The organism is Pannonibacter carbonis (genome assembly GCF_003012935.1).
Lineage (GTDB): Bacteria > Pseudomonadota > Alphaproteobacteria > Rhizobiales > Stappiaceae > Pannonibacter > Pannonibacter carbonis.
In genome coordinates this window covers 442,800-460,824 of sequence record NZ_PUDR01000001.1, presented here as the reverse complement: position 1 = coordinate 460,824, position 18,025 = coordinate 442,800, and the positions used below count along the sequence as shown (strand labels likewise).

Genomic DNA, 18,025 nt, shown 5'->3' with positions numbered 1-18,025 from the left:
GGGCGGAACATGGACCTTCTTCTTGCCAGTCTCGATATTCTCGCCCGCTGGGATGTGGTGGTAGCCCTGATCATCGGCTCGGTTGGCGGTGTCATCGTCGGGGCGATGCCAGGTGTAGGTGCCGCCGTTGCCATCGCGATCCTGCTGCCTGCAACCTTTTCGCTGGAACCGATCGTCGGCCTGACCGCGCTTCTGGGCATCTATGGCTCGTCAATGTTCGGCGGGGCGATCCCGGCGATCCTGATCAACACGCCCGGCACGCCAGTCAATGCGCTGACCACCTATGACGGCTATCCGATGACACGGCGCGGCGAGGCAAGGCGAGCCCTCAGCCTTGCCTATTCGGCCAGCTTCTTTGGCGGCGTCTTCTCGATCCTGTGCCTGATGGCGCTGGCTCCTGTGCTGGCCTCGATTGCGCCGATGTTCGGTGCCAGGGAAATCTTTCTTGCCGCGCTCCTTGGGATTGTCCTTGTCATTCTGACCCATCGCGGCCAGATCCTCGTCGCAGCCATGCTGGTGTGCCTCGGTATCTTCCTGAAAACGGTTGGGCTCGAGGGTACCGCTTATACCCAGCGCTATACGTTCGGCCAGACCTGGCTGGCCTCGGGCATCGACCTGATCGTTGTCGTGCTAGGACTGTTTGCCCTGTCCCAGGCCTTCCTGCTGCTCACCCAGCGTGACACGACCTATGAATTGCCGCCGGTTCGGGGCAAGTTCCTGCAGGGCCTGACGGAGCTCTTCAAATACAAGCGCCTTGCCACCGTCGGATCCAGTTTCGGCGTTCTCTGCGGCATGATTCCGGGCGTTGGCGAGTTCATGTCGCAATTCCTCTCCTACAGCTATGCGCAGAAGACTTCCAAGACGCCGGAACTGTTCGGCAAGGGCAATCCGGAGGGCATTGTCGCCTCGGAAGCGGCCAACAACTCGGTGCCGCCGGCCGCCATGATCCCGCTTCTTGCCCTCGGCATTCCGGGGGAGGAACTGACCGCCATGATGCTGGCGGTGTTCTATGTCCACAATGTCATCCCCGGCCCGCAGCTGTTCCGCGACCAGATGGACTTCGTCCTGGCGCTCTACATTGCGCTGCTTGCGCTCAATGTCCTCGTCATCCTGTTCCTGATGTCGTCGACCAACATCCTCATGCAGGTGATGCGCATCCCCAGCCGCTTCCTCGGCATGATGATCCTCACCTTCAGCCTCATCGGCGTCTATTCCCTGCGCAATTCGCTGACGGACTGCGCGATTGCCGCCGGCTTCGGCGTCTTTGGCTTCATCCTCAAACGGCTGGAACTGCCGACCTCGCCGGTCATCCTCGGCATTGTTCTCGGCGGGCTGATGGAAACCAAGCTGCGCACGGCGATGGTCAGGGTCAAGTCGCCGTTCGACTTCATCGACCGGCCCATCGCTTTCATCCTGTTCTCGATGATCATTCTCGCTATCGCGCTGCACATCGTCACTCATCTGCGCAACCGCGCCAAGGACAAGTCCCATGCTTGATCAGGCCCGTATCGACGCCCTGAGACATCTTCCCGTTGCTCCGCAGCAGCTGTTCATTGATGGCCGCGAGGAAGCCGCCGCCGATGGCCGCCGGATGGATGTGGTGTCCCCGCTCGACGGCAAGGTCTTCACCAGTCTGGCGCTGGCCGCCGCAGCCGATGTGGACCGGGCCGTTGCCAGCGCCCGCGCCGCCTTCGAGCGCGGCAGCTGGTCGCGCGCGGCACCGTCCGAGCGCAAGAAGGTGATGCTGCGCATCGCGGAGGCCATCGAGCGCGAGGCGCTGGAGCTGGCCGTCCTCGGCGTGCGCGACAACGGCACCGAGATTTCCATGGCGCTGAAGGCCGAGCCGCTGTCGGCTGCTGCCACCTTCCGCTACTACGGCGAGGCCATCGACAAGGTCTACGGCGAGATCGCGCCGACGGCGGAAGGCGTCCTGGGCCTGGTCCGGCGCGAGGCGCTGGGCGTCATCGGGGCCATCGTGCCCTGGAACTTCCCGATGATGATCGGGGCCTGGAAACTGGCGCCTGCGCTTGCTGCCGGCAATTCCGTCGTGCTGAAGCCGGCCGAAAGCGCGTCGCTGACGCTGCTCCGTCTGGCCCGCATCTGCGTCGAGGCCGGGCTGCCGGAGGGCGTGCTCAATGTCGTCACCGGTGAGGGCGCGGTCGCCGGCGAGGCGCTCGGCCTCAGCATGGACGTGGACGCGCTTGCCTTCACCGGCTCCGGCGGCGTTGGCCGCAGGCTTCTCGACTATGCGGCCCGCTCCAACCTGAAGCGGGTGCATCTAGAGCTGGGCGGCAAGTCGCCCAACATCGTCTTTGCCGATGCGCCGGATCTGGGCAAGGCCGCAAAGGCGGCCGCCAACGCGATCTTCCGCAATGCCGGCCAGGTCTGCGTCGCCGGTTCGCGGCTTCTGGTCGAGAACAGCGTGCGCGACGCCTTCCTTGGCGAGCTGGTGAAGGCGACCGAGGCCCTGCGCGTCGATGATCCGCTTGCCGTGACCACCGACATCGGTGCCCTGTCGAGTGCCGAGCATCTCGCCCGCGTCGAGGCGCATCTGGCCCGCGCCAGGCAGGAGGGCGCCGAATGCCTCACCGGCGGGGCGCGCATCAGGACGGAAACGGGCGGATATTTCCTGTCCCCGGCGGTGTTTGCCGGCGTCACGCCGGAGATGTCGCTGGCGCGGGCGGAGGTCTTCGGCCCCGTCCTGGCCGTGCAGGGCTTTGACAGCGAGGACGAGGCCGTGCGCCTTGCCAACGATACCGACTATGGCCTCGCCGCCGGCGTCTGGACCGCCAACCTCGGCCGGGCACACCGGATGATCGCCCGAGTCCGCGCCGGCCTCGTGCATGTGAACACCTATGGCGGTTCGGACCTGACCGTGCCGCTCGGCGGCTTCCGCCAGTCCGGCTTCGGCCGGGACAAGTCGCTGCATGCCTTCGACAGCTACACCGATCTCAAGAGCGCCTGGATTTCCCTAACATGACCATCGACTATGCCCCGACGCAACAGGCCACCGACCGCGCTGCCACCATCGACCGCCTGATCGAGGCGGAACAGGCCCGGTTTGCCGCCCGGCATCCGAAGTCTGCCGCTGCCTGGGCCAGGGGGAGGGAGCATTATCTCTATGGCGGCCCCTCTCACTGGATGCGCCGCTGGGCCGGTGGCTTTCCCATCTATGCCGAGGCGGCCAGCGGCGCGCGCATCCGCGACATCGACGGCCATGACTATGTCGACTTCTGTCTCGGTGACACCGGCGGCATGTGCGGCCATGCGCCAGAGCCGGTGACCCGGGCCGCCCTGCACCAGCTGCAGCGCGGCACGACGATGATGCTGCCGACGCTGGACAGTCTCTGGGTCGGCGAGGAACTCACCCGCCGCTTCGGTCTGCCCTACTGGACGCTGACAACCTCGGCCACCGATGCCAACCGCGGTGCGATCCGCATCGCCCGCATGATCACCGGCCGCGACAAGGTGCTGGTCTTCTCCGGCTGCTATCACGGCGGCGTCGAGGAGGCCCATGTCGAGATCCGCAACGGCAAGATCGGCCTGCGCAACATGATCCATCCGAATGCGGTCGACCATGCGGCCGTGTCGCGGGTGGTGGAGTTCAACGATGTCGCGGCGCTGGAACAGGCGCTGAAGGCCGGTGACGTCGCCTGCGTGCTGACCGAGCCGCTGATGACCAATTTCGGCATGATCCCGGTCGAGCCCGGGTTCCACGATGCGCTGCGGAGGCTGACGCGCGAGACCGGCACGCTGCTGGTGATCGACGAGACGCACACCATCTCCTGCGGCCCAGGCGGTTATACGGCCCTCAATGGCCTCGAGCCCGACATGTTGGTGGCCGGCAAGGCCATCGCCGGCGGCATCCCGGCGGGCATCTTCGGCCTGAGCCAGGCCGTCGCCGAGCGCATGTGGCAGATCGTGCCCCATGCCAATCCGAAGCAGCGCCAGTCGGCGCATCTGGGCATCGGCGGTACGCTGGCCGGCAATGCGCTCACCGTCGCCACCATGAAAGCCGTGCTGGAGGAAGTGCTCACCGAGGCGAACTACGCCCGCATGATCGCGCTGGCGACGCGGCTGGCCGACGAGGCGCGGGCCCTCATCTCGCGCAGTGGCCGGCCCTGGCACGTCACCCAGATCGGCGCGCGCGCGGAGATCATGTTCACGCCGAAGGTGCCGCGCTCCGGCGCCGATGTGATTGCCACGCGGCAGGGCGATCTGGAGACGCTGCTGCATGCCTTCTACATGAACGAGGGCATCCTGGTGACGCCGTTCCACACCATGTTCCTGATGTGCCCGGCCAGCACCGACGAGGATGTGGCGCGGCACACCGAGGTGTTCGCCCGCTTCATCGAACTGCTCGACCGGGAGGGCATTGCCGGATGACGACGCCTCCCTTCCGCCTCGACGGACAGGTCGCGCTGGTCACCGGCGGCGCGCGCGGCATCGGCGCGGCCATCGTCACGCGGCTGGCCGAGGCCGGTGCGCTTGTCATCATTGCCAACCGCACGCTTGATGTTGCCGAAGACTTGGCCCGGACCCTCGGCGGACGGGGGCTTTCCGCCGCCGCCGTGCCTCTCGCCGACCTGTCGCGGGATGGGCTCGCCCGGCTGGTGCAGGAGACCACGGCGCGCGAGGGCCGGCTCGACATCCTGGTGCACAATGCCGGCGGTTGTCCCTGGGCGGGCATCGAGGAGATGACTGAGGATCAGCTGGACGAAGCGCTCGACATCAACCTGAAGGCGGCCGTGTGGCTGACCCAGGCGGCCGTGCCGGGGATGCGGGCGGCCGGTCATGGCCGGCTCCTGTTCACCTCGTCCGTGTCCGCGCGGGTGGCCATGGCCGGCGGGGCGCATTACTCGGCGGCCAAGGCCGGGCTCAACGCCTTCATCCGGGGCGCGGCCTTCGAGCTGGCGCGCAGCGGCATCACGGTCAACGGCGTCGAGCCGGGCTTCATCGCCAAGCCGGGGCGCGGCACGCTGAGCACCCCGGAAAAGCAGGCCGAGATCGGTGCCGCGATCCCCATGGGCCGGATGGGCGAGGCCGACGACATCGCCTGCGCCATGCTCTACCTCGCCTCGCGCGAGGCGAAATACATCACCGGCCAGACCATCGTCGTCGACGGCGGCTCCACCCTGCCGGAGACCGGCTATGCGGTGACGAGCCTTTTCGGGGCAGGGAAGGGCGCGGCATGAGCGGCGCACTGTCAGGCCTCACCGCCCTGATCACGGGGGCTGCCACCGGCATGGGCGCTGCGACGGCTGAGCGCTTTGCCGCCGAAGGTGCGCGGCTCGTGCTGTTCGGGCTCGGCGGCGCGGCGCTCGACCAGATGGCGGCGGCGACCGGCGGCGTTGCCGTGCAGGGCGACGTGACCAGCGCCGCCGACATCGACCGGGCGATTGCGGCCTGTGACGGGCGGCTCGACTGTCTCGTCAATGCCGCCGGCCTCATCGTCCCGGACCGTCCCGACAGCATCGAGGATGCCGTCTGGGCGCGGACGCTTTCGGTCAATCTCACCGGCACCATGATGGTCTGCCGCGCGGCGCTGCCCCTTCTGAAGCGACAGGGCGGCACCATCGTCAACATCGCCTCGGTCGCAGCCTTCAACGCCAGCCCGGACAGCGCCAGCTATGCCGCCAGCAAGGCGGGCGTTGTCGCCCTGACCCGGTCGCTCGCCTATGCTCATGGCAGCGACGGCATCCGGGTGAATGCCATCGCCCCCGGTTGGGTGCGCACGCCGATGAGCGAGATGGAGATGGACCTTGCGGCCAGGGCTGCCGGGACCACGCGCGAGGAGGAATTTGCCGCGCTCACCCGCCGGATTGCGCTTGGCCGCATTGCCGAGCCGGAGGAGATCGCGGCCTGCTGCCTGTTCCTGGCCAGCGCCCAGTCCTCCTTCGTCACGGGCACCGTGCTCGTGGCGGACGGCGGCGGGCGGTCGCCGACCCAGAACAGGGCGGTCTGATGGGCCCGCCGCGTCTCTTCCGGCTGGAGGAGACGCGGCGGATCCGGCCTTTGATGCCGGATGAACTTTTGCTTGATCCAGCGTGCAGGCCGGTGAAGCCTGCCTTGAGCTGGACGAGCGCTGCAAATACCGCTGGGCTGGGGTCTCTTACCCTCGGCCCCCAAGAGCGAAGACCATCCAGGCCACCACTGACGCTGGCCTTCAAAAATCAAGACCAAGTCGCGGCACCGTTGCCGCCCCGGGGGTCAGTCCGGGCCTGTTTCATCTTCAAGTGGGGGGAGGATCACCCATGTCCGCAGTTCACGCCGTCGCCGATCTGGTTCTGACCAACGGCCGCATCTACACGGTTGACCCGGCGCGCAGCAGCGCCGAGGCGCTGGCCGTGCGCAATGGCCGGATCATCGCCGTCGGCAGCGAGGCGGATGTGCGCCCGCACATCGGACCTGAGACGCAGGTCGTCGATCTCGGCGGCCGGCTGGCGATGCCCGGCATCGTCGACATTCATACGCACATGATGATGGGGGGGCAGGCGGAGCTGTTCGAGCTGCGCTTCGGCAACACGCTGCGCCGCGAGGCCATTCTGGATCAGGTGCGCGCGGCGGCGGAGACGACGCCCGAGGGCAAGTGGATCATCGGCGCGCAATGGGGCAGCGATCTCCTTGCCCTGTTCAACAGCGAGGAGTCCCTCGCCCTGCTGGACGCGGCCAGCCTCGGCCGTCCGGTCATGCTGCGCGACGACACCTATCACAACCGCTGGGTCAACACGGCGGCCCTGCGGCTGGCCGGCATCACCGCGGACACCCCCGATCCGGACCAGGGCAGCTTCGGCCGCGACCCGTCGTCCGGCCGTCTCACCGGCATCATGATCGAGGCCGCAGCCGGTCTGATCGAGCGCACCATCGTCGCCAGCGGCCACTACACCGAGGACATGGACCGGGCCGCCGTTGCCCATTCCATCGCCACGCTCAATCAGCATGGCGTGACAGCCTTCCTCGATGCGGCGGCGATGCAGCCCGTGCTGGCGGCGCTGAAGGGACTGGATGATCGCGGCCTGCTGACCGCCTGGGCCAGCGGCGCCATGCCGGTCACCGAACCGTCGTTCCTGTTCGGCGTGGCGGGCGAGGAGCTGTTTGCCCTGCGCGACACGTTCCGCAGCCGGCACGTGCGGCCCGACTTCACCAAGATATTCCTCGACGGCGTGCCCGGCGCGCGCACCGCGGCCTTCCACGAACCCTACACGCCCGATGCGGTCTTCGGCTGCTGCTTCCGTGGCACGACGCTGGCGACCGTACCGGAACTGGTGCGCTGGATCGGCCGCTGCGAGGAGTTGGGCCTGTCGGTCAAGATCCACTGCGCGGGCGATGCCGCCGTGACCATGGCGCTGGATGCGCTGGACGTGGTGCGCTCCTTCAACGGCTCGACGCGGCTGACGCATCACATCGCCCATGCCAGCTACATCCGGGACGCGGACATCCCCCGCTTCCGCGAGCTGGGCATGGGGGCCGACCTGTCGCCCTTCATCTGGTTCCCGACCGCCTTCCTCGAGGGCCACAAGCAGACCATGGGCGTCGAACGCGCCACCCGCTTCTGGCCCAACCGCGACTTGCTCGATGCCGGAGCCCTGATGGCCGGCGGCAGCGACTGGCCGGTGATCCCGAACCCGAACCCCTGGACCGGCATCGAGGGGCTGGTGACGCGCCAGAACCCGCATGGCGATTTCCCGGGCGAGAGCCTGTGGCCGGAACAGGCGCTCGATATCGCCACCGTGCTCGAGATCTTCACCATCAACTCCGCCCGCATGATGGGTCTGGGCGATGTGGTCGGCTCGCTGGAGATCGGCAAGTCCGCCGACATCATCGTCCTCGATCAGGACGTGCTGACCTGCCCGGCCGGTCCGATCGGCAAGACCCGGGTGCTGCAGACCTGGTTCGAGGGGCGGCTGGTGCATGGCGCGGAGGGACTGGCATGACCGGTGACGCACCTCTTCCGCTCACGGTCCTGGCCGGCTTTCTCGGGGCAGGCAAGACGACGCTCCTCAACCGGCTGCTGCGCCAGCCGGCGCTGGACGGCACGCTGGCGATCATCAACGAATTCGGCGCCATCGGCCTTGACCACCTGCTGGTGGAGACGAGCGAGGAGCGTTTCGCCCTGCTCGACAACGGCTGCATCTGCTGCACCGTGCGGGATGATCTCGTCACCACCCTGACCGAAATCCTCGCCCGGCGCGACACGGGCGAGCTGGCTTCCGTCACCCGCATCCTGATCGAGACCACGGGTCTCGCCGATCCGGTGCCCGTGCTGCATACGCTGCTGGTTGCCCCCGCGTTGTCGGGCCGGCTGGCGGTGGAGGGGGTCGTGACCGCCGTTGACGCCGTCAACGGCCTTGCCAGCCTCAACGCCCATCCGGAAGCGGTGAAACAGGTGGGCCTTGCCGAGCGCATCGTCATCACCAAGACGGACCTGGCGAGCGACGCCAAGCTGGAGCGTCTGCGCATTGCCCTGGGCCTCATCAATCCGGCCGCGCGGGTGCTGGAAGCCGACATGGGGCACGTCGCGGCCGCGCGTCTTCTCGGCACGGGTTTCGATCCGGATGCGCTCGGCCGGGCTGCCGTCGACTGGTTCGCGTCCGCCACAGCGCTGGCCGGCTTCGTCTGCAGCGATCCGCAAGCAGGCGATCCGGGCCACGTGCATGGCCCCGGCTGCGGCCATCATCTCCCTGCTGGTGTTGCCGGCAGCGGACATGCCGGCATCGAGACCCATGCCTTCGTCATCGACCAGCCGCTGTCGTCGCCCGCCTTCTTCCGCTGGCTGGAGTATCTGACCCTGCTCAAGGGCGAGAGCCTGTTGCGGATGAAGGGGCTCGTCGAACTGGACGACGACCGCGACCGTCCGCTGCTGGTACAGGGCGTGCAGCATGTGCTGCATCCGCCCGTCCGCCTTCCGGCCTGGCCGGACCAGACCCGAGGCACCCGCCTCGTCTTCATCGTGCGTGGCATTCCGCGCGACGTGATCGAGCGAACCCTGGCCCGGTTCGCCGACGTGGATGCGGCCGCCATCAAGAACCCGGCAAGGGGCGCGATGGCCGCATCGGGGAACATGGCCGCCTGAAATGCTGTTTCTGGATCAACCGCGATCGACGCGATTGGGAGGGTTATCACATGAAGTCCATTTCGATGCTTCTGGGCGGCGTCGCCCTTGCCTGCCTCGCCGGCCTGTCCGCAACGACCGCTGCCGAGGCGGCCGGTCCCACCTGCAAGGACGGCGTGATCCGTCTGGGCGCTGTCTCCACCATCACCGGCCCGGCCGATTTCAGCGAGGTTCCCGAGGCTGCCGCTGCCGTCTTCGATGCGGTCAATGCCAAGGGCGGTCTCAACGGCTGCAAGATCGAGTACACGATCTCCGACGACAAGGCCGATCCGGCCGTGGCGGCCCAGGCCGCGCGCGATCTCATCGACAACAAGGAAGTGGTGGCCCTGGTCGGCTCGGGCAGCCTGCTCGATTGCGCCGTCAACGCCACCACCTACAAGCGCAAGGGCGTCCTGTCGGTGCAGGGCCTTGGCGTCGATGCCGCCTGCTTCAACGCCCCGTCGGTCGCCCCGGTCAATGTCGGGCCCTACACGCTGTCGACGGCGATGGCCTATTACGCCACCAACCAGCTCAAGGCCGAGAAGGTTTGCGGCTTCTTCATCATCATCGGCGGCACCCAGGAAGCCTATAAGGGCGCCATCGAGACCTGGGAGAAGATCTCGGGCAAGAAGATCCACCTGCTCGACATGACCCTGCCGTTCCAGGGTGACCTCACGCCCTATGTCATCAAGGCGCGCGATGCGGGCTGTGATGCGGTGATCCAGAACGCGGTCGAGCCGGGTGTGGTGCAGTGGGTGAAAACTGCGGACGCGCAGAAGATCACCGGCATCAACTGGCTGTTCCTTGCCCCCGGCTACACCCAGGAAGTCGCCAAGGCGCTGGCCGACAGCACCCAGCCGGTCTACGTCGGCACCGAATGGGAGCCCTTCACGGAAACCGGGTCTGCGGCCAACAAGGACTGGATCGCCACCATGACGGCGGCCGGCAAGCCGCTGACCGCCTTCTCCCAGGGCGGCTATCTCGCAGCCACGGTGATGCTGGATGTCCTCTCCGGCATCAACGGCGAGGTGACGCGTGAGAGCGTGACCGAAGCTCTGCAGAAGATGCAGCCCAAGTCCTATGAGCTCGCCGGCACGCCCTACGTCTTCGGCGAGGGCGATCGTCATGCCCCGATGCAGGCGACCAAGGTAATGAAGCTCGACAAGGGCACCTGGACCGTCGAGACACCGGACTGGGTCGTTCTGCCGTCCGCCAACTGACTGACACCGGTGGCACGGCTGTTGCCGTGCCACCGTTCTGCAGCGGGAACACTTGCCATGAATGCGCTTCTCACCTCGGCCGTGGCCGGGCTGACTGCCGCCGGCGCCTATGCGCTGCTCGGGGTCTGCGCGGTCTTCACCTTCCGCCTTGTCGCCGTGGTCAACTTCACCGGCGCGGCCATCGGCACCGCCGGCACCTTCTCCATGATCGGCTTCATCTCCCTCGGCGTGCCGTTGTGGCCTGCCGTGGTGCTCGGCATTCTCGTCGGCACGCTGGCCGGCGCGCTCATCGGCCTTGTCATGACGCAGTGGTTTTCGGAATCTACCGCGACCACCAAGGCGGCGGTCACGGCGGCGCTGCTGGTCGGGATTGTCGCACTGGGGCTGCGGCTCACCGGTGGCCAAAGCCCGAAGGAGTTTCCGACCCTGTTCCCCGGCTCGGCCTTCCGTCTCGCAGGGGTGGAGGTAACGGTGGCCTCCGTCCTGACCGTCGTGCTGGCGCTGGTCTTCACCCTGCTTGCCGACGCCTTCCTCAACCGCACCCGCACGGGCCTGCACCTGCGCGCCCTGTCGGAACGGCCCATGGCCGCAGAACTGCTGGGCGTGCGCGTGCGCATCCTCGCCCTGCTGGTCTGGGCGGTGACGGGGGCCTTCACGACCTTCGCTCTGATGATCATCGCGCCGCAGCGCTCGCCCGACTTCATGTCGCTGTCGCTGTTGGTGGTTCCCGCCCTTGCGGCGGCGCTGGTGGGCGCGTTCCGCTCCTTCCCGCTTGCGCTGGCCGGCGGCCTCACGATCGGCATCGTCGAAGGCATGAGCAGTGCCATCGACGGTATCAGCCAGTACCGGGGCATCCTGCCCTTCTTTGTCATCCTGGCCGTTCTTCTGTGGTCGCAACGTGGAGCCCGCTGGGATGAAGCGCGCTGATCTCACCTCATGTCTCGCCCTTGTCGTCACCACCGCCGTGGCTGGCCTTGCGGTCTACGGGCTGCTGCCGGCCTACTGGGTGTTCCTCGCCACCGCCGTCGTCATCACGGCGATCTCGCTGCAGGGCCTCGGTCTGGTGACTGGCCGCGCGGGCATGATTGCCCTGTGCCAGATGTCCTTTGCCGGCGTCGGCGCCTGGACCGTCGGCTGGCTCAATGTCATTGAGGCGCCGGGCGGCCTGCCGGTCTGGGTCGTGCTCGGCGGTCTGGCGGCCGTGCCGTTTGGCGTCGCCATCGGCCTGCCGGCCCTGCGCCTGCGCGGCATCAACCTCGCCATCGTGACGCTGGCCTTTGCGGCGGCTTTCGACGTGATCCTGGCGACGATCACCTTCCCCGGACAGACCAGTTTCCTGTCGGTTGCCCGGCCGGAGCTGTTCGACAGCGACGAGGGTTATTTTGTCTTCGCGCTGCTGTTCTATCTGGCGGTCGCGCTCGGCCTCTCCGTCCTGTCCCGGTCCCGGCTCGGCAGTGCCTTCCTCGCCATCCGTCACTCCGAGCGGGCCGCGGCGGCGCTCGGCGTGTCGATCCCGCTGACCAAGCTGTCGGCCTTCGCCTTCTCGGCCTTCATCGCCGGGCTGTCCGGGGGGCTTCTGGCGGGCTATCTCGGCACGCTCGTCTCGGAAAACTTCTCGATGATGCAGTCGCTGGCGCTGTTTGCGGTCGCCACCATGGCCGGGGCCCAGCTCGCCGAGGGGGCGATCATCGGCGGCATGCTGGTGACGCTCTTCCCCGAGCTGCTGCGTCGCCTTGGCCTGCCGCAGGATGTCGGCAACGTGCTCTTTGCCCTCGGCGCCGTGCAAGCGCTGGCCAGCGGCGAGACCATGGCCGAGACCTTACGGCGCAATCTCGCGAGCCTGACCGTAAAGCTGGGTCTGCCGCGCTTTGCACCGCCAGCAATGATTGGCACCGTGCTGCCTGCTCCCCGCAGCCGTCGCGATCCGGCTACTGCCGGGCCGACGCTGGTCATCGACCGGCTCGGCGTGCGCTACGGGCAGGTCGTCGCGCTGTCGAACGTCAGCCTGAGCGTGCCGGCCGGAACCGTCGTCGGGCTGATCGGTCCCAACGGCGCCGGCAAGTCGACCTTCATCGACGCGGTGACCGGGTTCCTCCCGGCCTACGAGGGGTCGGTGCGGCTGGAAGGGCGGCCACTCGAAGGGCTGCCGGCCCATGAGCGCGCGCGCCTCGGCGTCCGCCGCACCTGGCAGACCACCCGCATTCCGCCTGATCTCTCGGTGGGGGCCTATCTTGACCTCGCCGCTCCTGGTCTCAGATCAGAGGAGCGCGCGGCCGTGCTGGCCTGGATCGGCTGTCCGTCGCCTGACACCCTGGTGCAGGCGGTGGACGCAGGCACCCGGCGGCTGCTGGACGTGGCAGGGGTCGTCGCCGCGCGGCCTGCGGTGGTGCTGCTCGACGAGCCGGCGGCCGGCCAGTCCTATGACCAGGCGCTGCGGCTTGCGCGGCGCATCGCCGAGATCCCGAAGCTGTTCGGTTCGTCCGTGCTTCTGGTGGAACACGACATGGATCTGGTGCGCTGCGCCTGCTCGCAGATCACGGTCTGCGACTTCGGCCAGGTCATTGCCTCCGGTCCGCCGATGCGCGTGCTGGAGGAACCCGTGGTGAAGAAGGCCTATCTCGGCATTGCCCTGGAGGAGGACGCGGCATGACCAGAACACTCGACGTCTCCGGCCTCGTCATCAACCGGGCCGGTCTGCCGGTGGTGCGCGGGGTCAGCCTGTCGGCGCAAAAGGGGCAGATCAGCGTCCTGCTCGGCGCCAATGGGGCCGGCAAGACGACACTGCTGGAAGGACTTTCCGGGATCATCCCGACCAGCGGGGGCGACATTGCCCTCAACGGGCGGAGCGTGACCGCCGCCCGCGCCGGCGAGCGGGCCCGGGCGGGCCTGTCCCATGTCGAACAGGGGCGGACGGTGTTCCGGCAGCTGTCGACGGAGGAGAACCTGCTCGTCGGCATGGCGCCGGGGGGCGATCTCGCCGATGCCTATGACCTCTTTCCCGAGCTGCTCAACCGGCGCGGCGTCCGGGCCGGGCTCCTGTCCGGCGGCGAGCAGCAGATGCTGGTGATTGCCCGTTCGCTGCTCACCCGTCCCGAGGTGATCCTGATCGACGAGATGTCGGCTGGGCTCGCCCCGGTGGTGGTGCAGCGGCTGATGGCGGCGGTGCGCCGGCTGGCGGATGCCGGCCTTGCCATCCTGCTGGTGGAACAGTTCGCCGCGCTGGCGCTCAGGATCGCCGATCATGCCTATGTCATGCGGCGGGGTGAACTGGTCTATGACGGTCTGCCGCAGCCGCTGCTCGCCGATCCCGATCGCTTGCATCACTTGTACCTTGGTGATGTCCAGGCGGCGTGAGGCTGACGTTTCCTGCGGCAATCGGTGGTCCAGTGGCTTCAGGCCGGCGTAGTACCGGCATGAGCACGTTGAGCACTCGTTCCCCAATCGCGATCATCGGCGCTGGCATGGCCGGCCTCGCTGCCGCCCTGCGTCTCGATGCGGCGGGATATGCCTGCCGCATCTTCGAAAAAAGCCGTGGCGTCGGCGGGCGTCTTGCGACCCGGCGGGCTGGCGATTTCCGGTTTGACCACGGGGCGCAGTTTTTCACCGCGCGTGGGACGTCGTTCCGCAAGGCGATCGCGAAATGGTCCGGCGATGGCTTTGTCGCACCCTGGTTCGAGGACAGTTATGTCGGTGTGCCGGCCATTGGAGCACCGGTCCGGGCCATGGCGAACCGGTTCGAGGTGGTGCTGGAAACCCAGATCACCTCGCTTCAGTCGGTCGAGGGGGGCTGGCTCCTGCATGACGCGGTGGGAATGGTCCATGATTGTGCCGGCCAGCCGTTTGCGGGTGCTGTCCTTGCCGTGCCCGCGCCGCAGGCGATCCCGCTTGCCGAAAGCGCCGGCGCGTCGTTTCCGGGTCTGCAGGAGGTGCGTTACGCGCCGTGCTGGACCCTGATGGCGGCCTTCGAAGAGACGCTTCCGGGCCCGGACAGGTATAGTTTCCCGGAAGGTCCCCTCTCCTGGCTTGCCCGCAATTCAGCCAAGCCCGGCCGTGATCCAGTTCCCGAGGCCTGGGTTATCCATGCCTCGCCGGCCTGGTCGCGGCAACATCTGGAACTGTCTGCAGACGAAGTTGCTCCCCTGTTGTGGCAGGAGGCCCGTTCGGTACTGGCAACACAGGCAGAGCCTGGCTTCATGGCCGCGCATCGCTGGCGCTATGCCCGGGTCGAGCAGACTGCTCCGCAGCCCTTCGTCTGGGATGCCGATCTGCGCATCGGTGCCTGCGGCGACTGGGGGCTCGGTCCCCGGGTCGAAGCGGCCTTTGACAGCGGCGAGGGGCTAGGCCGGATTATGGTATCGAGCCTGTCCCAGATCCGGACTGCTGCTGAGTAAACCGGGCGGATTTGTCGAAGCTTCATGTTCGTGCCATGAACCTCGTCTAGCCCTGTCGGCGAGGCGGAGAAGGTACATGGAAGCGACTGTCGATCTCGTCCGGGCGCTCGTTGCCGAGCAGTTTCCGCGATGGTCCCATCTGGCCGTTGAACCTGTGCCACAGGGCGGGTGGTGCAACCGGACGTTCCGGCTCGGCCCGGACATGCTGGTTCGTCTGCCGAGTGCAGACCGCTATGCGTCGCAGATCCCGAAGGAATGCGAGTTGCTGCCGCAGCTTGCCTGTCATCTGCCACTCGCCATTTCGCCGGTCCGTGGTCTCGGGCAACCTTCCCTTGGATATCCGTTCCACTGGAGCGTTCTTGACTGGATTGAGGGCGACCGCCTGCCGCTCGATGGATCCATCGAGCTGAATGCCATGGCGACGGATCTCGGGGCCTTTCTGAAGGCCTTGCAAGGGGCGCCTGTCGAAGGACCTCCTCCGGGTCCGCATAATTTCTGGCGTGGTGGTCCGCTTGCGACCTATGACCGGGAGACGCGGGACGCCCTTGTCCGCCTTGGAAACAAGGTGCCTGGCGATATTTGCCTGGCATTGTGGGAAGAAGCACTCGATGCGCCGTTCTCCGGCCCGGATGTCTGGCTGCATGGCGACATCAGTCCGGCCAATCTGTTGGTGCGCGACAACCAGCTCGCCGCGGTGATCGACTTTGGCAATTGCGCTGTCGGTGATCCGGCGTGTGACTACTCGATTGCCTGGACGAGCCTGCCTCCGTCCGCCCGCCGCCGCTTGCGCGAAACTGTCGGCGGCGATACGGGCACCTGGCTCCGTGCCCGTGGTTGGGCGCTCTGGAAGGCGGTGATTTCGCTGGCGGGGGAACCGGGCAACCTGGGTGAGGCGCAGCATCGGGCGACGCTTCAGGCCATTCTCGACGACCCGGTGTTCTGAGCGCCGCTCAGGTTGCGTCCGGGGCCGCTCCGATCAGAACTTTCGTGCCGCGGGCCTGCAACATGCTGTCCAGTCCGGCCGGGATCGACGCATCACAGACAACATGGCTGACATCACTGATATGGCCTCCGCGCACATGGGCGGCGCGGCCAAACTTGCTGTGGTCGAGCACCAGCAGCGACTGGCGGCAATTGGCCAGGATCGCCTGCCGGGCGGCGACTTCCTCTTCGTGGAAGTCGAGCAACGTGCCGTCCTCGTCGACACCGGCCACGCCGAAGATGCCGAAGTCGACCTTGTAGCTGGCAAAGAAGTCCTGCGTCCCGGCCCCCAGGATGTCCCGGTCACCGGAACGCAGGCGTCCGCCGGCAATGGTGACGTCGACGGTGGGGTTCTCCGAGGCGGTGAAGGCGACGTTCAGGTTGTTGGTGAACACCTTTAGCCCGGAGTGCCGGACCAGCGCCTGCATGACGATTTCCGGGGTGGTGCCAATGGAAAAGGCGACTGAGGCCCCATCGGGGATCAGGGTCGCAACGTGGCTTGCGATCAGACGCTTGGCCGGCAGGTTGAGAATGCGGCGTGTGCTGTAGTGAACATTTCCCGTCGGGACCGGAGGTTCCACGCCGCCATGGGTGCGCCGGAGGATCCCAAGTTCGCACAGGCGGTTGACATCGCGGCGGATGGTCTGGGTGGTGACATCGAACCGCTCGGCAAGGCTGTCAACCGACATGAAGCCGTTGGCCTGCACGAGATCGGCGATTTCCGCCTGCCGCTCCGAGATGTCGCCTTGCCCCAGCATCGCTATTGTCATTCCCGATTGCCGCTTTTCCCGCTCGTCCGCATTCTGGCCCGGATCGTGGCCTCAGCGACTCGTCTGTCCATTCGTCCGTACGACGGGAATAGTCGGCTCATATGAAACTAGAACGACGTTCATATGAACATAAAATGACAGAGGCCGCCATCGTTGTTTCGACAATCCTGGTCGCGGGTCTGTTCCCGAAGCGACATGGGTATGCCGCAAAACTAACCGTCGCTGTTCAAATAATCACCTTGACCGGAAGGGGCGGCAGTCCCTACGTTTTTTTGACCATTTGGTCAGCATGCGTCGGCTGTAGCGGAAGGCTTCAAGCCGTGGCAGGCTGTCGATGGATACCGCGTCCTGCGGAACAGTCAAGAGAATGGATCCGGGCAAAACCGGGCCGCAAGGGGAATGGCAACGGGAAGGCTGCATGATCGCCGACACATTGGAATAGGTCCAGGCAATCGGACCGGCTCCGCGTGTTGCGACACGGCCCCTGCTCCATAATCCCCCGCTTTCCAGAACCGGCGGTGAAACTCGCCGGCAGATCAAGAGGAGAAGGGGAATGGCGAAATTCGCAGTAAGGGCCCTGGCAGCAGCCACGATGCTCGCAGGCGTTCTGTCCGCTGGTGCCGCATCCGCGGCAGACCAGCTTACCCTGCAGCTGAAGTGGGTGACCCAAGGCCAGTTTGCCGGGTATTACGTGGCCAAGGACAAGGGCTTTTATGAAGCTGAGGGTCTTGATGTCACCATCAAGCCGGGCGGCCCGGACATTGCCCCGCCGCAGGTGATCGCCGGTGGTGGCGCGGACGTCATCATCGACTGGATGCCGTCGGCGCTGGCGTCGCGCGAAAAGGGCGTGGCGCTCGTCAACATTGCCCAGCCGTTCAAGAAATCCGGCATGATGCTGACCTGCCGCAAGGACACCGGCATCACGTCTCCGGCTGATCTCAAGGGCAAGACCCTTGGCGTCTGGTTCTTCGGCAATGAATATCCGTTCCTGTCCTGGATGAGCCAGCTCGGCCTGTCGACAGCGGGCGGGGCTGATGGCGTCACCGTCCTCAAGCAGGGCTTCAACGTTGATCCGCTGCTGCAGAAGCAGGCGGACTGCATTTCGACGATGACCTACAATGAATACTGGCAGGTCATCGATGCCGGTATCTCGCCGGATGATCTTGTGGTCTTCAAGTATGAGGATCAGGGTGTCGCGACCCTTGAAGATGGTCTCTATGTTCTGGAGAACACGCTGCAGGACCCTGCGATGGTCGACAAATACGCCCGTTTCGTGCGAGCTTCGATGAAGGGCTGGGCCTATGCGGCTGAAAACCCGGACGAGGCGGCTGACATCGTGCTCGAAAACGATGCCTCTGGCGCCCAGACCGAAAAGCACCAGAAGCGCATGGTTGGCGAAATCGTCAAGCTGGTCGACGGGTCCGACGGCAAGCTGGACATGACCGCTTACGAGCGCACCGTGAAGTCGCTGCTGTCCGGCGGCTCCGACCCGGTTATCTCCAAGGAGCCGACCGGCGCAACCACGACGGCCGTGACCGACAAGCTCTGAGCTGAAACAAAAAAGCCCCGCCC

Annotated in this window: 15 protein-coding genes; 14 read left to right on the top strand and 1 reads right to left on the bottom strand. The window is 66.6% G+C overall.

Translation table 11 applies throughout. The features are described from left to right. The first annotated feature begins 9 nt into the window (after positions 1 to 9). From C8348_RS02060 to C8348_RS02000, 13 genes are all read left to right on the top strand, one after another. The gene (locus tag C8348_RS02060) at positions 10 to 1,497 is read left to right on the top strand and encodes a tripartite tricarboxylate transporter permease (RefSeq protein WP_106751592.1); all 1,488 of its coding nucleotides are present in this window, start codon (positions 10 to 12) and stop codon (positions 1,495 to 1,497) included. Further along, positions 1,490 to 2,980: an aldehyde dehydrogenase family protein gene (locus C8348_RS02055; protein ID WP_106751591.1), complete on the top strand. Its 1,491-nt coding sequence runs from the start codon at positions 1,490 to 1,492 to the stop codon at positions 2,978 to 2,980. The genes C8348_RS02060 and C8348_RS02055 overlap by 8 nt, the downstream gene beginning before the upstream one ends. Continuing rightward, complete coding sequence (locus C8348_RS02050; protein WP_106751590.1) at positions 2,977 to 4,386, top strand: transaminase; 1,410 nt, start codon at positions 2,977 to 2,979, stop codon at positions 4,384 to 4,386. Before C8348_RS02055 ends, C8348_RS02050 begins: the two co-directional genes overlap by 4 nt. Next, positions 4,383 to 5,195: an SDR family NAD(P)-dependent oxidoreductase gene (locus C8348_RS02045; protein WP_106751589.1), complete on the top strand. Its 813-nt coding sequence runs from the start codon at positions 4,383 to 4,385 to the stop codon at positions 5,193 to 5,195. Before C8348_RS02050 ends, C8348_RS02045 begins: the two co-directional genes overlap by 4 nt. Continuing rightward, complete coding sequence (locus C8348_RS02040) at positions 5,192 to 5,965, top strand: SDR family NAD(P)-dependent oxidoreductase (RefSeq protein WP_106751588.1); 774 nt, start codon at positions 5,192 to 5,194, stop codon at positions 5,963 to 5,965. The genes C8348_RS02045 and C8348_RS02040 overlap by 4 nt, the downstream gene beginning before the upstream one ends. Positions 5,966 to 6,254: 289 nt before the next feature. After that, entirely contained in the window at positions 6,255 to 7,934 is a 1,680-nt protein-coding gene (locus tag C8348_RS02035) for an amidohydrolase (RefSeq protein WP_106751587.1), read from the top strand. Next, a complete protein-coding gene (locus C8348_RS02030; RefSeq protein ID WP_106751586.1) occupies positions 7,931 to 9,073 on the top strand; it encodes a CobW family GTP-binding protein in 1,143 nt (380 codons plus the stop codon). The genes C8348_RS02035 and C8348_RS02030 overlap by 4 nt, the downstream gene beginning before the upstream one ends. A gap of 50 nt (positions 9,074 to 9,123) precedes the next feature. After that, complete coding sequence (locus C8348_RS02025) at positions 9,124 to 10,311, top strand: ABC transporter substrate-binding protein (protein WP_106751585.1); 1,188 nt, start codon at positions 9,124 to 9,126, stop codon at positions 10,309 to 10,311. Between the two features lie 57 nt (positions 10,312 to 10,368). Then, positions 10,369 to 11,238 (top strand): branched-chain amino acid ABC transporter permease, encoded by an 870-nt coding sequence (locus C8348_RS02020; protein ID WP_106751584.1) that lies wholly within the window; start codon positions 10,369 to 10,371, stop codon positions 11,236 to 11,238. Next, positions 11,225 to 12,961 carry a branched-chain amino acid ABC transporter ATP-binding protein/permease gene (locus tag C8348_RS02015; RefSeq protein WP_106751583.1) on the top strand — a complete coding sequence of 579 codons (1,737 nt, stop codon included), beginning with the start codon at positions 11,225 to 11,227 and terminating at the stop codon, positions 12,959 to 12,961. Before C8348_RS02020 ends, C8348_RS02015 begins: the two co-directional genes overlap by 14 nt. Then, positions 12,958 to 13,665, top strand: a complete 708-nt coding sequence (locus C8348_RS02010; RefSeq protein WP_106751582.1) for an ABC transporter ATP-binding protein — start codon at positions 12,958 to 12,960, stop codon at positions 13,663 to 13,665. The genes C8348_RS02015 and C8348_RS02010 overlap by 4 nt, the downstream gene beginning before the upstream one ends. Before the next feature lie 59 nt (positions 13,666 to 13,724). Further along, complete coding sequence (locus C8348_RS02005) at positions 13,725 to 14,702, top strand: NAD(P)/FAD-dependent oxidoreductase (RefSeq protein ID WP_106751581.1); 978 nt, start codon at positions 13,725 to 13,727, stop codon at positions 14,700 to 14,702. A 76-nt stretch (positions 14,703 to 14,778) separates the two neighbouring features. Then, entirely contained in the window at positions 14,779 to 15,645 is an 867-nt protein-coding gene (locus tag C8348_RS02000; RefSeq protein ID WP_106751580.1) for an aminoglycoside phosphotransferase family protein, read from the top strand. A 7-nt stretch (positions 15,646 to 15,652) separates the two neighbouring features. On the opposite strand, the gene C8348_RS01995 is transcribed toward C8348_RS02000, so the two are convergent. Beyond that, positions 15,653 to 16,453 carry a DeoR/GlpR family DNA-binding transcription regulator gene (locus C8348_RS01995; RefSeq protein ID WP_208983444.1) on the bottom strand — a complete coding sequence of 267 codons (801 nt, stop codon included), beginning with the start codon at positions 16,451 to 16,453 and terminating at the stop codon, positions 15,653 to 15,655. A gap of 592 nt (positions 16,454 to 17,045) precedes the next feature. Between C8348_RS01995 and C8348_RS01990 the strand changes: the two genes are divergently transcribed. Next, complete coding sequence (locus tag C8348_RS01990; protein ID WP_425270803.1) at positions 17,046 to 18,002, top strand: ABC transporter substrate-binding protein; 957 nt, start codon at positions 17,046 to 17,048, stop codon at positions 18,000 to 18,002. Positions 18,003 to 18,025: the final 23 nt, after the last annotated feature.

Bases quoted from the DNA above. Each gene is read 5' to 3' on its own strand.
- C8348_RS01990 (WP_425270803.1), top strand. From the start codon at position 17,046: ATGCTCGCAGGCGTTCTGTCCGCTGGTGCCGCATCCGCGGCAGACCAG.
- C8348_RS01995 (WP_208983444.1), bottom strand. From the start codon at position 16,453: ATGACAATAGCGATGCTGGGGCAAGGCGACATCTCGGAGCGGCAGGCG.
- C8348_RS02035 (WP_106751587.1), top strand. From the start codon at position 6,255: ATGTCCGCAGTTCACGCCGTCGCCGATCTGGTTCTGACCAACGGCCGC.
- C8348_RS02050 (WP_106751590.1), top strand. From the start codon at position 2,977: ATGACCATCGACTATGCCCCGACGCAACAGGCCACCGACCGCGCTGCC.
- C8348_RS02005 (WP_106751581.1), top strand. From the start codon at position 13,725: ATGAGCACGTTGAGCACTCGTTCCCCAATCGCGATCATCGGCGCTGGC.
- C8348_RS02025 (WP_106751585.1), top strand. From the start codon at position 9,124: ATGAAGTCCATTTCGATGCTTCTGGGCGGCGTCGCCCTTGCCTGCCTC.
- C8348_RS02020 (WP_106751584.1), top strand. From the start codon at position 10,369: ATGAATGCGCTTCTCACCTCGGCCGTGGCCGGGCTGACTGCCGCCGGC.
- C8348_RS02030 (WP_106751586.1), top strand. From the start codon at position 7,931: ATGACCGGTGACGCACCTCTTCCGCTCACGGTCCTGGCCGGCTTTCTC.
- C8348_RS02045 (WP_106751589.1), top strand. From the start codon at position 4,383: ATGACGACGCCTCCCTTCCGCCTCGACGGACAGGTCGCGCTGGTCACC.
- C8348_RS02000 (WP_106751580.1), top strand. From the start codon at position 14,779: ATGGAAGCGACTGTCGATCTCGTCCGGGCGCTCGTTGCCGAGCAGTTT.
- C8348_RS02060 (WP_106751592.1), top strand. From the start codon at position 10: ATGGACCTTCTTCTTGCCAGTCTCGATATTCTCGCCCGCTGGGATGTG.
- C8348_RS02010 (WP_106751582.1), top strand. From the start codon at position 12,958: ATGACCAGAACACTCGACGTCTCCGGCCTCGTCATCAACCGGGCCGGT.
- C8348_RS02040 (WP_106751588.1), top strand. From the start codon at position 5,192: ATGAGCGGCGCACTGTCAGGCCTCACCGCCCTGATCACGGGGGCTGCC.
- C8348_RS02055 (WP_106751591.1), top strand. From the start codon at position 1,490: ATGCTTGATCAGGCCCGTATCGACGCCCTGAGACATCTTCCCGTTGCT.
- C8348_RS02015 (WP_106751583.1), top strand. From the start codon at position 11,225: ATGAAGCGCGCTGATCTCACCTCATGTCTCGCCCTTGTCGTCACCACC.